Origin of the sequence: Brevibacillus sp. Leaf182 (assembly GCF_001423865.2) — a bacterium.
Taxonomy (GTDB): domain Bacteria; phylum Bacillota; class Bacilli; order Brevibacillales; family Brevibacillaceae; genus Brevibacillus; species Brevibacillus brevis_C.
Window position 1 is genome coordinate 25,593 of sequence record NZ_LMPN02000015.1, and the last position, 14,620, is coordinate 40,212.

Here is a 14,620-nt window from a genome sequence, read left to right on the forward strand (position 1 = left end):
TTAAAAATATATAAAGAAGCCTTAGTCCAGTATAAGACCGAACTAAGGCTTCTTATATTTTCCATGTCTATTACTACCTACTTGGTATTACCTACTTGAATATTTTCTTCTATTGAAGATACCCTCCAGTTTCTAGAATTCAACTGATCCTGTTTAATTTTCTCTTTCTCAATATACGGAACTAATTTCATCTTAACAAAACTTCCATTTCCTCCTTCTCTCTGAAAAAGAATATATACCTCTGATAGATTTGATGTGGTCAGTACCACTGGAACAAGATCACCTGGCTTTCGTACACTATTAAGCGCATTGGTTAAATCCTCGGAAAAGTAGGTACTCTCTGGTTCCTGTAGATTCATAGTTATATGATCGGAATCGAACCAATCAAATTCTTCAAGATCATCCTTATTCAACGCGAAAATACTGATCGCATTCTGCCAAGATTGCTCAAGCATATCATTAATTTCTTTGGATCGCTTGTCCCTCATATATGTCTTTTTTTCTTTTGGAATGAGAGCATCTTCTGCGTTCATAGAATTTACATAGAGAAAAATTATTGATGCAACTGCAGCAATAGTAACACATATAGAAAGAGTGAATATATTCCACCCAAATAATTTTTCCTTTTCCATATCTCTAGTTCATGAAGTTTTACCCTTTAGTAGTGGTCGTCTTAGTTTTTCCTGCTGCGTCCCAAATTTTGTGGTTAGACTTTGCCGTATATTTACCTTTTCCGTAAGTTACATCAACTTGGGCTTCTGCCCATTTTCCATCTCTTTCATCTACAGCACTATCTTGAAACTTACCATCTTTATAAATCTCTACATAGACCTTTGCCTTAACCGTATCAGAATTCCCTTCTGTCCTTCCTAATGCACTCATATATTTGTCATCATATGTCGCAGATACCACCGTAAAAGTCTGACTCGATTTAAACCCTAAGGCAGCAAATGCAACTGAAGATACTGCGGTAACAGCTAATAGAGAGGAAGCAACTGTTAAAAACAATTTTCTTTTCATATAATTCTCTCCTTTTTTACATTTTTTACCTTAATTTATACTTTATATTAAATTCCAATTATTGTAAATGTTTTTTTCTCCCAACACTACTCTATTTCATTTAATTCTCGTCCATAAAACGATACAAAGAGCCGTTCTCCGTGAAGGAGTACGGCTTTCTTTTGACCTCGTCAGTCTTGATTCAGCCATTTTTTCCGAATAAGATTTCCGCATAACAGCAACAACGGTACACCGATGCTGTAGGTAAAATCATAGAATGGCCAGTACTTTGAAATGATGTCGCCAAAGACGACGATATTGGGCGAGAAAATCGTCGACATCACCATGAGCAAAACGATGTACGGCAAGATCAAAACCTTAAAGTTGTCGATTCGAAAAACATGACGGATTCCCAAATGGAAAAACAGACAATACAGCGTAATTTTGACGCTCACCGCGATAAACCAGATCACCGCGATAATCGCCTCTAGCCGCTGAATAAAATCCCCGAGCTTCAGTTGTTTGATGAGAACATAGGTCGGATAAAAATGCCGCGAAGTCTGATCTGCCCCCAAAACAAGGATGCACATGAGCATGATGATGAACAGCACAATTCCCCCAAGCAACGTCCCCAAGAAAAAAGACCTCATCCGTTTTTGTATGGGCGAGACAAACGGAAGAACCGCCATAAAAATGACCAGTTCTGAATAAGGAAAGGCAATTGCCGCCGTAGATCCTTGCAAAATAGGCTTCCACCCATTTTCAAAAACAGGTTGAATTCTCGATATTTCCGCCTGTGGCAGTAGAGTAATCATGAGTAAACCAAAAAAGAAAAAGAACCAGACAAAATAGATTTCTGCTGATTCTGCGACTGTTTGTAGCCCCAAACTCACACCAAACATAATCACTATGACAAACAGTAGCTGTATCGCGAATCTTGGAGTCGCGACTAATAGATGCGTGCCAACAAAGTCGCCAATTTCCATCACATGCGCCCCTGCTGAAAAAAGAGTATAGCTAATAAACGAGAGTGTAATGATCGTTCCCAACACTCTTCCAACGGTTTGATCAACGAAGGTGAAAAAGCTTTGATTCGGATAAAGCTTCCCCACAGCTATGAGTAAGATAATATTGAGCAGTCCCACCACAAGCCCAACCAGGACGGATATCCATGCATCCTGTTTAGCGAGTGCAGCCGTCATGCCTGGCAGGACGAGAACGGAGTCTCCTATGGTAACAAGGGTGACGAGCATCAATAGTTGACGGGGACTGATCTTGTAGCTCTCTTGCATGATTGCTCCCTGCTCTCTTTAGGCCTTCGATCCCTTTGTACAATTATTTCCTCCATGATTCGGCCCTAAACACGTAGGCATTTCATGCTATGATAAAGAAATATAGGTAAATTTGGAAATGGACTGGAGGACTACAACCATGTACAGAGTAAAAAAGCAGGACGTGATTTATGCTATGTCTCCTGAGAATCGGCCGGTCTTGAGGGTAGAAGCAGGCAGTATCGTAACATTTGAAACCTGCGATTGCTTCGAGGACCAAATCCAATCGGCTGACACCGTGTTTCAAGAGCTTGATTGGAATCGGATCAACCCTGCTTCCGGCCCTATTTTTATAGAAGGAACAGATCCAGGCGATATTTTGGTTGTTCATATTCAGAAAATTGAGATTAAAAATCAAGGCGTAATGGTTACCGGACCAGAACTTGGTGTAATGGGATTCGACCTGCAAGAAAATGTGATCAAAATGATTCCGATACATGATGGAAAAGCTGTCTTGTCAGACAAGCTTCAGGTTCCGATCAATCCCATGATTGGCGTAATTGGAACAGCTCCTGCCAATGAAGCCATTTCATGCGGTACGCCAGGCGATCACGGCGGCAACATGGACTGCAAACAAATGCGTGAAGGTACTACATTGCTTTTACCCGTAAATGTTCCCGGCGCATTATTTGCCCTGGGTGACCTTCATGCTGCAATGGCTGACGGCGAAGTAGCGGTTTGTGGGGTGGAAATTGCGGGGGAAGTAACGGTAAAGCTCGATGTGATCAAAGGAAAGCAGTGGCCGTTACCGATGGCAGTCAACCAAGAGCACCTGATCACGATTGCGTCGGAAAAAGAGTTGGACAAGGCTGCCGATCGAGCGGTAATCAACATGGTACAATTTCTACACGAAGAGCTGGGGGTAGAAAAGGCCGAAGCCTCCTTCCTGCTCTCCGCTGCGGGAGATTTGCGTATCTGTCAGGTCGTCGACCCTTTAAAGACCGCCCGCATGGAGTTGCCTCTAGCGTACGCAACCGCGTTAGGCTTTGATTCGAAAATAGTCGGTAGATAAGGATGGATAGAACGCAAAAAAACCCCAAAGCTTTGGGGTTTTTGTTTTTCCTGCATGTACGTTTTTATGCAGGTGAACCGACATCGATCAGGGATTCAATCATGACCTTTTGACTGTTTTTGTCCACCCAAGCATGTGTTTCTACCAGTTGCTTACGGTACCAATCAATTTGTACTTCTACCTGATTACGAGCAGTCCCACCCAGCACGTTGCGTGCATTGACAACGGTCTCAACAGCTAGCGCGTCATAAACATCCGCCCCAATATCCTCTGAGAAGCTCTGGAATTCTTCCAAGGTGAGATCGAGAAGATACTTTTGCTGCTCGATGCAGTACAAGACGGTTCTCCCCACGACTTCATGCGCCTGACGGAACGGCATGTCTTTGCGAACCAAGTAATCTGCCAAGTCTGTCGCATTGGAAAAATCGTTGGTAACTGCTTGACGCATGCGATCTGTCTTGACTTGCATTTTCTTAATCATCGGAGTAAGCAACGCTAGTGCCCCATGAATGGTCGCTACCGTATCGAACATACCTTCTTTATCTTCTTGCATGTCCTTGTTGTACGCCAGCGGCAAACCTTTTAATACGGTCAACAATCCAAACAGATTGCCGTAAACACGCCCTGTTTTTCCGCGAACCAGCTCTGCTACGTCAGGATTTTTCTTTTGCGGCATGATACTGGACCCCGTACAAAACGCATCGTCTAGCTCCACAAAAGAGAATTCCTGACTGCTCCAAATGACGAGTTCTTCGCACAGACGGGAAAGATGGGTCATGACCAGAGAAGCGTCTGCCAAAAATTCGACGATGAAGTCACGGTCACTCACCGCATCCATGCTGTTTTGATAGATACCGTCAAATTGCAACAATTCGGCTACAAACGTGCGGTCGATTGGGAATGTCGTACCTGCTAGGGCACCTGCTCCAAGCGGCAGTACGTTCACACGCTTCCACGTCTCGGTCATCCGCTCGATATCGCGTTGCAGCATGGACACATACGCCATCAGGTGATAACCAAACAATACCGGTTGCGCACGCTGCAAATGTGTATAGCCTGGCATGACGGTATCGAGATGCTGGCTCGCTTGCTCAAGCAATGCCTCTTGCAAATACATCGCCAATTGGATAATCTCCATCAGCTTTTCTCTGAGGTACAGGTGCATATCCAACGCGACCTGATCATTACGGCTGCGGCCGGTGTGGAGTTTGCCCCCCACCGGACCGATCTCTTCAATCAGCATCTTTTCAATATTCATATGCACATCTTCGTGCGCAACGAGAAACTCAGCTTGCCCGCGCTCAATTTTCTCTTTAACCTTTTTCAGGCCAGCGATGATCTGTCTTACTTCCTCCATCGGCAGGATGCCGCACTTGCCCAACATGGCAACATGAGCTAGGCTTCCGACGATGTCCTGTCGCCACATTTTCTGGTCGAAAGAAATAGAAGCAGTATACTCTTCTACGAGTTGATTCGTCGGCTTCGTGAAGCGTCCTCCCCAGAGTTTCATTGCTTGATCGCATCCTTTTCATCCAAAATCTTAATGGCCGTGTTTTTATTCTCGTGCAGTACACCCTCGTTTACCTGTGCGTACACCTTTGTAGGCAGACCCCACAGTTTGATGAAACCAAGTGCTGCTTTGTGGTCGAATTGGTCACCTGCATTGTAAGTCGCCAGCTCATGGCTGTAGAGAGACGATGCAGAGGTACGACCTACAACGATCGCATGTCCTTTGTGCAGCTTCACGCGTACAACACCCGTTACGTGTTTTTGCGTTTCTTCAATGAACGCCTGGACAGCATTGCGAATTGGTGAATACCAGAGACCCTCGTAAATCACTTGCGCCAGTTTTTGCTCGACAATCGGTTTGAACTGAGCGACCTCACGAGGTTGCGTCAAAAATTCCAGCTCACGGTGAGCCAAAATCAAAGTAGTCGCAGCCGGTGTCTCGTAAACTTCACGAGATTTGATGCCCACCAAACGGTTTTCCACATGGTCGATACGGCCAACGCCATGGTTTCCAGCGATTTTGTTTAGCTTGAGGATCAGCTCAGCCAGCGGGAGCTCTTCGCCGTTCAATGCAGTTGGCTTCCCTTGTACGAAAGTGATTTCGATTTCTTCTGCCTCGTCTGGAGCATCCGTGATCGACTTCGTCAGATCGTATGCACCTTCCGGAGGAGCTGCCCATGGATCTTCCAAAACACCGCACTCGCAGCTTCTGCCCCACAGGTTTTGGTCAATGCTGTATGGATTGTCCAGATCGATTGGGATCGGGATATTGTTCTTTTTCGCATATTCGATCTCTTCGTCGCGCGTCCAGCCCCATTCACGAACTGGAGCCACGATTTTGATATCCGGGTTCAACGCTGTAAAGGAAACATCGAAACGCACCTGGTCGTTTCCTTTTCCTGTGCAACCGTGTGCGACAGCTACTGCGCCTTCTTTTTCCGCGATTTCAACCAGCACGCGCGAAATCAGATAACGCGACAGTGCAGACACTAACGGATATTTCCCTTCGTACATCGCGTTTGCCTTCAGAGCTGGCAATACGAATTCCTCTGCGAATGCATCTTTTGCATCCACTACGATGGATTTCAATGCCCCTACCTGCAATGCTTTTTTCTGTACGAAATCGAGGTCTTTCCCTTCTCCTACATCCAACGCAACTGCAATGACATCGTAGTTATACGTATCTTGGAGCCATTTAATTGCTACCGATGTATCTAAACCGCCTGAGTAGGCCAACACAATTTTTTCTTTTGCCATCATTCTCTCTCCCCGTTTCGAAGTTTCTCTTATGCGAGTAATTATACAAACGAACTAATAAAAATACAACTATTTTTCTTGTATATTTCTTGTTAATTCGCAGACAAAAACGGAGATGCAGAGGAATTATACATTTTCCGCATAAAGAGTATCTTGTTTTTATGCATACTCATCGTCTGTTTATGCATAAACGTTTGCTTGACTAAAAGGGAAACTTATCCAAGGTAGAGAATGAGTGAGAGGAGGAATTCCATAGAAGAAGTCTGTTGGAGGGATTATGAAAACAATTTATTTGGTACGTCATTGTCAGGCTGCTGGCCAAGAACCCGAAGCCCTGCTCACGGAAAAGGGAGAAGTACAAGCTCAGAAGCTTGCCACCTTCTTCGCTGGTTCCCCCATTGATCGAATCATTTCGAGTCCGTACCATCGGGCGATTGCCACCATCCAGCCTCTTGCACAGGAGCGTGGAATCGTGGTTGAAGAAGACACACGTTTGGTCGAGCGCGTCCTTAGCGGAGTGCCACGTGAAGATTGGTTTGAGCGACTGCGCGATACTTTCGATGACCTGACGCTTGAATTCGAAGGGGGAGAATCCAGTCTTGCTGCTATAAACCGGGCAAATTCGTTGCTCACTGAGATTTTGGCAGATGCGCATAAAGAAATCGTGCTTGTTAGTCACGGATGCCTGCTGGCCTTGCTCATGAAATCAATGGATGACCGCTTTGGCTTTCACGATTGGGAGAAATTAAGCAATCCAGATGTTTTCAAGCTTACCTGCCATTTTGAAACCAGAGAGATCATTCGCATATGGTCGTAAACGAATAAAAACAGTTACAAGGGGCAGCTCATCTGATTGCCTCCTGTAACTGTTTTTGTGGGATAGACTCTATTCCGATAATGCTCTGCAACTCTTCGTACGGCAGTCGCTGAACGATTCTGATAAAATGCTCCGCCAATATCGGATCAAATTGGGTACCGGAGCCCCGTCTGATTTCTTGAAGCGCTTCCTCCACAGGCAAACCTTTTCGATAAGGCCTGTCCGCGACCATCGCATCGAAAGCGTCTGAAATAGCTAAAATTCTCGCCATCAGTGGAATCTCATCCCCGGCTAAACCATCCGGGTATCCCCTTCCGTCTATTCGCTCATGATGGGAGCGGATCGCAGGGAGCAATTCATTGAACATCCCTGCTTGCAAAATAATTTCGTAGCCAATGACCGTATGCTGCTTGATCTTGTCGTACTCTTCCGGGGTCAGCTTTCCTTTTTTATTGAGAATTTCGTCTTCGATGCCGATTTTTCCAATGTCGTGCAGGATTCCCCCGATATAAACATCCTCCACTTTTCTTTCGGACAACCCAATATCTCTCGCAATTTCTCTTCCCCAGTAAGCTACACGCTGAGAATGCCCACTTGTGTATCGATCTCGTGCGTCAATGGAAGCAGCCATTGTCGTTAAGAAGTTGTGATTGAATGACTTGACCTCTTCTACTTTTTGCTGAAGCCTTTGAAGGTTGTCATAGTAATGATGAAATACATAGCTGATCGTAATGAACGCAATCATCATAGGAATTAGTGTGAGCGGTCCATATGACTCTACTAACCGCGAACCTACTCCTGCTAGAATTAAAAGCAGCAAGTACGTCGAGGTAAAGCCTTTTGCCATCATCTTTACGGTTCGAGCCCACGTCATTTGATGAAAATAGGAGATACCCAATCCACATAAAATCAGGTTCACAAACCAATACACAACAGCCAAAAACAAATCGCTAATAATGGGAGAAACAGTTCCGAAGCCCTCGATCCAATCCTTCAAAAACGCTACTGTCCATATAGTCATTAACAATTGCCCAATATTAATGATGGCTTTTAGTGGATTAAACCTTACCAGGAATGCAATGATTAAAGATTCAATAACAGCAGCCCATACTCCGACCCAAACTCCGTATAACAAGATACCCGAAAAGATTACAGCATTGTTCACTGTTAAAATCGTATTCGATATACGCACGGGAGCAAAACAGGAAAAAATGGTCAGGAGGGTATAGGTAGATAATACCCCCCAATGCTCACGAACAGCCCATTCAGATGAAGATGTGTAAAAAATATAGATTGCTGCAATGACAAATCCAACCTGTACAACAATCCCCTTTATCCAAACCGCATAATCAGTTTTTTGTCGCATAACTTTTACCTTCGCGAAGTTGTAGTAATGAAATAGGTTTATTCATCAATCGCTGAACAAGTAAAAAGGCGCCTAACATAATAAAAATATCGCCGATGCTAATAATCCGAGGAATGATAGATGGCATGTAGATGACGTCCGTTAAAAATGGGAGATTTGAACTTTCCGTCAATACACTATGCTTGAAATTCGTTCCGTTAATCACTGGTTCTAAATCATAAGGAAGCTTTGCTGCTTGGACTAAATCAATTGGCATTTTTCCATTGTTAGACCAAATTGCAATCGCATTCAGAAACCAGCCGATTAAAAATATCCGCATATCTTCAAATTCTCGATTGAAAACGAGGAAAGCCAAAATAAACACATACGCGATCGATATGAAAAGGCCACCGATCGTAGGGAAGAAGACTGCACAAGCCTGCAGCAATATGGTAACGATAAGAAGTTTTATTTGATTGAATTTAGGGAATTCCTTGATTCTCCCCCCTCGCAGCAATGCTACGAGAAAAGATAGGGCAATTACATCCAATAGCATGTTGTTTCCTCCAAGCTTGAAGAAAAAACACCACTCAGCCAAGCGGTGTTTGTTTCTCCAATACGCTTATTATCCAATATGGAAGTTTGCAGAAGTAGCTGCTACGATTGCTACCACCATCATAATTGCCGCGAACCATTTTTTCATTTTCTTTTCCCCCCTTCAGGCATAGTGGAGAAAGCTGGCTTCGCTACTGTCCGTGATGCAGAGGCCAAGCGACCAAGTACAGCCCCTGCCCCCTTTCCTTTTCCATTACGGAAAAGGTTGGATTCGCTACTGGCTCCATACGGACCAAGCGACCAGATACAGTCCGTACTTCCTTGCTTCTTTCCTACCTTTATTTTACACATAAGTGACAAAATTCGGCAATCATAGATTCATAGTCTATTCGATTTAATTACAGCTAGTTCTATTTAACTAGAACTATGTTCACACCAGCGCCGCCAATATCGCCTTTTGTGCGTGCAATCTATTTTCAGCCTGATCAAAAATGACAGAGCGAGATCCGTCGATGACCCCGGTTGTCACTTCTTCCCCACGATGTGCTGGCAAGCAGTGCAAGAAGAGATAATCACGATCTGCCGCTGCTACGAGTTTTTCGTTCACTTGATAGTCGGCAAATGCTTTCAATCGTACCTCATTTTCTTCTTCAAAACCCATACTAGTCCAAACGTCCGTGTATACAGCATCTGCCCCCATGACAGCCTCTATCGGATCAGTGGTCACCATCATTTTTCCACCGCTTTGTTTCGCGTATTCTGTAGCCTTTGCGACAATTGTTGCATCCATTTCATAGCCTGCCGGAGTCGCCACCCGCACGTCCAAACCTAGCAGAGCTGCGCCCAGCACGAGTGAGTTCGCCACGTTGTTTCCGTCTCCTACATAGGCGAGCTTGACTCCTTTCAGCTTGCCTTTATGCTCCCAGATCGTCAGCAGATCAGCCAACGCCTGACACGGATGGTACAGATCGGTCAAACCATTGATAATAGGGATTGACGCGTGCAGAGCAAGCTCTTCTACATAAGAGTGGGAAAAGGTGCGAATCATGATGGCATCCACGTACCGAGAGAGAACTTTCGCTGTGTCGCTGATCGGTTCCCCGCGTCCGAGCTGTAGCTCTTTTCCGCTCATGAACATCCCTAGGCCACCCAACTGATGCATCCCTACTTCAAAGGAGACGCGCGTGCGGGTCGAAGCCTTGTCAAAGATCATCCCTAACGTCTTGCCTTGCAAAGGCTGGAATGGCTGTCCCAGCTTTTGCAATTGCTTGACGTGAGCAGACAGATGGAGCAGCTCCATCAATTCTTCCCCGTTGAATTCATCGACGCGCAGGAAATCTTTCCCTTTATGCTTTTGTAACGGCAAGTTTTGAAAGTGTTCCAATATCTTCACTGGCTGCATGCGAGCCACCTCTTTTCTTCATAATAGACTTCACGTATAACTCGAACGTATCGACAGAGGAGAACAATGGCACACCCTGTTGTACCATACGACTTCGCAGAGCAAATCCTGTCCGGCCCTGACGATTGCCTTTCGTCGCAGTAACAAGTGCGAAGGCTGCTTCTTCCTTTTGCAACAGCTCGACCCACGCCTCTTCATCTGCCACGACATGCTTCACGACAATTCCTTCGGCTGCAAGCCACTCGGCCGTTCCCGGAGTCGCCGCCAGATTGGCACCATCTGCTTGAATTTGTCCAATCGACTCTCTTATGCCGTCCTGCTTATCTCCATCTGCCAGAGAAATCATGACCAACTGACCTTTTTGCCAGTCGCCGTACAAATTGTCTTTGAAAGCAAAGGCTTTGCCTGCTGCCTCTTCGAAAGAATGCCCCAGGCCGAGAACTTCGCCCGTCGATTTCATCTCTGGACCTAGTACCGGATCTACGCCGTTCAGCTTGATCGTAGAGAAAACTGGCGCTTTGACGACTGCAAACGGAATCTCTGGCAAAAGCCCTGTGCCGTAGCCCATCTCCGACAGCTTTTCACCCAATTGTGCGCGAACCGCCAATTGAACCATCGGGATGCCAGTCACTTTGCTCGTAATCGGTACTGTCCGTGAAGCACGAGGATTTACCTCTAGTACATAAACTGTTTCGCCATCAATGACGAACTGGATATTGATTAACCCGACCGCTTCCATTTCTTTCGCGATTGCTTCTGTATAGCTCGCGATTTTGTGCTTGATGTCATCCGTTAGCTGAGGAGCCGGGAACAAGGCTACACTATCGCCTGAGTGGATGCCCGCTCTCTCCACATGCTGGAAAATCCCTGGGATAATGACAGATTGTCCGTCGCATACCGCGTCTACTTCTGCTTCCTTGCCTGGAACGTATTTATCCACGAGGAGTGGGAAAAACATGCTCATGTCCGGATGGTTTAACCAGTCGTGAATGGTAGCTTGCAACTCATCAATATTGTGGACAACTACCATACCTTGCCCGCCGATGACGTACGAAGGTCGCATCAAAACAGGAAAGCCGATTTCCTCCGCTATTGCGGTCGCATCCTCCAAAGACGATACTCCTTTACCGGGGATATGCGGAATGTCCAGCTTGCGCAGCATGGCGTAAAACAGCTCGCGATCCTCCGCACGTTCGATGGCTGTAAGCGACGTACCCATTACTTTCAGCCCCGCGCGCTCCAGCTTGGCTGCCAGATTGATCGCGGTTTGACCGCCGAACTGAACCATGACGCCCTCAACCTGTTCGCGTTCTGCGATATGCAGCACGTCTTCTACGTGAAGCGGTTCAAAATAAAGATGGTCGGCTGTTTCATAGTCAGTGCTGACCGTCTCTGGGTTGTTGTTCACAACGACAGCCGCGATACCGCTTGCCTGAAGCGCTTTGGCTGCATGCACGGAGCAGTAGTCAAACTCGATACCCTGACCGATGCGAATGGGGCCTGAGCCAAGTACCAGTACTTTGCGACCAGATAGTGACTCCACCTCATCTATTCCTTGCCAATCTGAATAGTAGTAAGGGGTTTGGGCATCAAATTCTGCTGCACACGTGTCCACGATTTTATAAGTAGGCGTAATGCCTGATTCTTGACGAACTGATTTGATCTCGGCAGGTGTAGCATCAACCAGTGAAGCGATGGTTTCATCAGCAAATCCGCGACGCTTTGCTTCCAGCAACAGTTCTGGGGTCAGTGTTGTCCTGTCGTGGCAAGACAGCTCTACTTCCAAGTCCACGATTTTACGCAAGCTCCGTAAGAAAAACGGATCGACACCAGTCAGACTGTGCAGCTCACTTTCTGTAAAGCCTTTGCGGATCGCCTCGGCAAAAACAAACAGTCTGATATCAGTCGCTTCCTGCAAGGAATGTGCAAGCTCCTCACGTGTCCAGGATGCCAGCTCTGGTCGAGTCAAATGTGTGCAGCCCTGTTCCAGGGAACGAACTGCCTTCAAAAGTCCTGCTTCCAGATTGCGGGCGATCGACATGACCTCGCCAGTCGCTTTCATTTGCGTCCCCAGCTTCCGGTCTGCCAGTGGGAATTTGTCAAACGGAAAGCGCGGGATTTTGACAACAATGTAGTCCAACGCTGGTTCAAAGCTAGCGTACGTGTATCCCGTGATTGGATTGAGCACCTCATCCAGTCCGTAGCCTAATGCGAGCTTGGCGGCGATCCGCGCGATTGGATACCCAGTTGCTTTGGACGCCAACGCACTCGAACGGCTTACACGAGGATTTACTTCGATCAGCACATACCGATCGGAATTCGGATCAAGCGCAAATTGAATATTGCAACCGCCTACTACCCCAAGCGAACGAATCACTTTCGTTGATACGCTGCGCAGCATTTGGTACTGGCGATCTGTCAGCGTCTGAGATGGCGCGACGACAATACTGTCTCCCGTATGAATACCTACTGGGTCCAAATTTTCCATATTGCACACGATGATGCAGGTATCATTTGCGTCCCGCATGACCTCGTATTCAATCTCTTTCCAGCCTTTTACACTGCGCTCAATCAGTACCTGACCGATTGGGCTAGCTGCAATGCCACCGGCTGCAACCTTTCGCAAGGACGCTTCATCCCCCGCGATCCCGCCACCTGCTCCACCGAGTGTATAAGCAGGACGAACAATAACGGGATAGCCTATCGCGTTCGCAAACTCGATTGCTGCTTCTACAGATTCGACTGTATCGCTCTCAGGAACTGGCTCTCCGATTTGTTGCATCAATTGCTTGAACAGCTCACGGTCTTCCCCGTTTTTAATGGCAGCCAGCGGCGTACCTAACAGTTGGACGCTGTACTTTTCCAGCACGCCCGCTTCTGCCAGTGAAACAGCAAGATTAAGTCCCGTTTGGCCGCCTAACGTAGGCAAGAGACCATCGGGACGCTCTTTTGCGATAATAGCTGTCACGGATTCCACCGTGAGCGGCTCCAGATATACTTTGTCCGCTACTTGTTCATCTGTCATGATCGTTGCCGGATTGTTGTTCACCAGCACGACCTGCACGCCAGCTTCTTTTAGGGAAAGGCAAGCCTGTGCACCTGCATAATCAAACTCCGCTGCCTGCCCAATGACGATCGGGCCAGAACCAATAACCAATACTTTATGAATGTGTGGCAATTTAGGCATATCTCTTCGCTCCTACTACGCGCATCGACTGCAAGAATTGGTGGAAAATGTGGGATGTATCATTAGGGCCCGGATGTGCTTCCGGATGGAACTGCACACTGAAAACAGGCAGACTGACGTGACGCAATCCTTCTACTGAACCGTCATTGACATTGCGGTAGGAAATCGTTAAATGACGTTTGTCCAGAGACTCTTCCTTGACCACGTACCCGTGATTTTGTGAACTCATATATACTTTGCCAGTCATCAGATCCTTGACCGGATGATTGCTGCCGCGGTGACCGTATGCGAGCTTTTCTGTCTTGCCGCCGTACATCAATGCCAATACTTGATGCCCCAAACAAATGCCCAATGTCGGGTACTGCTCCACGGCTTTGCGCCACTCGCTGCAATACGCAAGCAAGTGCTCCGGATCGCCAGGCCCATTGGAAAACAACAAGCCGTCTGGTGCGAGCGCATTGATTTGGGCAAAACTCGTATCAAAAGGAACGACCGTGACACGGCAGCCCTGTTCGAGAAGGGCATCCAAAATCGACTGCTTCATGCCGAGGTCAATCAAGACGACATGCTCCCCTGTTCCCGGATACCGCTCCACTTGTTGTCTGGATACATTGGCAACTAATGATTTCTTGGCGTGCTTGTAGCGTAGGGACACAACTTCCTCTACCTGCATAGGCTGATCGGAAATGACACCAAATACGGTACCGTCTTGACGAACGCGCTTTGTAATCGTTCGCGTATCAATACCTGCAAGGATCGGGAAACCAAATGCTTCTGCCGCTTGGGCCAAAGTCATGTTTGATTCGTAATGGCTCGGCTCCGTGCATAGCTCGCTGACAATCATCCCTGTCAATGCTGGCTTGGCTGCCTCATAATCCTTTTCGTTAATCCCGTAGTTTCCGATCAAGGGATACGTGAAGGTAACGATTTGCCCTGCAAAAGAAGGGTCTGTCATCACCTCTTGATATCCCGTCATTCCTGTATGAAAAACCACTTCTCCGAATCCGTTAATTGGGGCACCATACAGCTTCCCTGTAAAAACCTCGCCGCTCTCCAGCGTTAAATATCCTGTTCCTAACGATTGCTTCTCTCTATTCATCTATAAAGCCACTCCTCTCCAATGGGCACCGGCCTGATCGCTCTTATCGAAAATTTATGCAACCTTTTGTATTAATATACATTTGAGATTATAAAAATGCAACGAGT

General features: G+C 46.6%; 12 protein-coding genes. 2 read left to right on the forward strand and 10 right to left on the reverse strand.

Going from position 1 to position 14,620, the window contains the following annotated elements:
- Nucleotides 1–77: 77 nt before the first annotated feature.
- From ASG16_RS03080 to ASG16_RS03090, 3 genes are all read right to left on the reverse strand, one after another.
- A complete protein-coding gene (locus ASG16_RS03080; RefSeq protein ID WP_056487141.1) occupies nt 78–632 on the reverse strand; it encodes a hypothetical protein in 555 nt (184 codons plus the stop codon).
- A gap of 19 nt (nt 633–651) precedes the next feature.
- Nucleotides 652–1,020, reverse strand: coding sequence for a hypothetical protein (locus tag ASG16_RS03085; protein WP_056487137.1), 369 nt, complete (start codon nt 1,018–1,020; stop codon nt 652–654).
- A gap of 170 nt (nt 1,021–1,190) precedes the next feature.
- Nucleotides 1,191–2,291, reverse strand: coding sequence for a GerAB/ArcD/ProY family transporter (locus tag ASG16_RS03090; protein WP_056487134.1), 1,101 nt, complete (start codon nt 2,289–2,291; stop codon nt 1,191–1,193).
- Between the two features lie 139 nt (nt 2,292–2,430).
- On the opposite strand from ASG16_RS03090, the gene ASG16_RS03095 reads away from it, so the two are divergent.
- The gene (locus ASG16_RS03095) at nt 2,431–3,342 is read left to right on the forward strand and encodes an acetamidase/formamidase family protein (RefSeq protein WP_056487131.1); all 912 of its coding nucleotides are present in this window, start codon (nt 2,431–2,433) and stop codon (nt 3,340–3,342) included.
- Nucleotides 3,343–3,406: 64 nt separating this feature from the next.
- Here ASG16_RS03095 and argH read toward each other — a convergent pair whose 3' ends face one another.
- Both argH and ASG16_RS03105 read right to left on the reverse strand, forming a co-directional pair.
- Entirely contained in the window at nt 3,407–4,852 is a 1,446-nt protein-coding gene (gene argH / locus ASG16_RS03100) for an argininosuccinate lyase (protein ID WP_056487128.1), read from the reverse strand.
- Nucleotides 4,849–6,108, reverse strand: coding sequence for an argininosuccinate synthase (locus ASG16_RS03105; RefSeq protein WP_056487125.1), 1,260 nt, complete (start codon nt 6,106–6,108; stop codon nt 4,849–4,851). Before ASG16_RS03105 ends, argH begins: the two co-directional genes overlap by 4 nt.
- A 277-nt stretch (nt 6,109–6,385) precedes the next feature.
- Between ASG16_RS03105 and ASG16_RS03110 the strand changes: the two genes are divergently transcribed.
- Nucleotides 6,386–6,925: a histidine phosphatase family protein gene (locus ASG16_RS03110; RefSeq protein ID WP_056487121.1), complete on the forward strand. Its 540-nt coding sequence runs from the start codon at nt 6,386–6,388 to the stop codon at nt 6,923–6,925.
- Between the two features lie 28 nt (nt 6,926–6,953).
- On the opposite strand, the gene ASG16_RS03115 is transcribed toward ASG16_RS03110, so the two are convergent.
- From ASG16_RS03115 to ASG16_RS03135, 5 genes are all read right to left on the reverse strand, one after another.
- A complete protein-coding gene (locus ASG16_RS03115; RefSeq protein WP_056487118.1) occupies nt 6,954–8,291 on the reverse strand; it encodes an HD-GYP domain-containing protein in 1,338 nt (445 codons plus the stop codon).
- The gene (locus tag ASG16_RS03120; protein ID WP_056487115.1) at nt 8,275–8,826 is read right to left on the reverse strand and encodes a DUF5317 family protein; all 552 of its coding nucleotides are present in this window, start codon (nt 8,824–8,826) and stop codon (nt 8,275–8,277) included. Before ASG16_RS03120 ends, ASG16_RS03115 begins: the two co-directional genes overlap by 17 nt.
- Before the next feature lie 429 nt (nt 8,827–9,255).
- A complete protein-coding gene (gene argF, locus ASG16_RS03125) occupies nt 9,256–10,227 on the reverse strand; it encodes an ornithine carbamoyltransferase (RefSeq protein ID WP_056487218.1) in 972 nt (323 codons plus the stop codon).
- On the reverse strand, nt 10,172–13,414 hold the full coding sequence (gene carB, locus ASG16_RS03130) for a carbamoyl-phosphate synthase (glutamine-hydrolyzing) large subunit (RefSeq protein WP_056487112.1): 3,243 nt from the start codon (nt 13,412–13,414) through the stop codon (nt 10,172–10,174). The genes argF and carB overlap by 56 nt, the downstream gene beginning before the upstream one ends.
- The gene (locus tag ASG16_RS03135; RefSeq protein WP_056487108.1) at nt 13,407–14,513 is read right to left on the reverse strand and encodes a carbamoyl phosphate synthase small subunit; all 1,107 of its coding nucleotides are present in this window, start codon (nt 14,511–14,513) and stop codon (nt 13,407–13,409) included. The genes carB and ASG16_RS03135 overlap by 8 nt, the downstream gene beginning before the upstream one ends.
- Nucleotides 14,514–14,620: the final 107 nt, after the last annotated feature.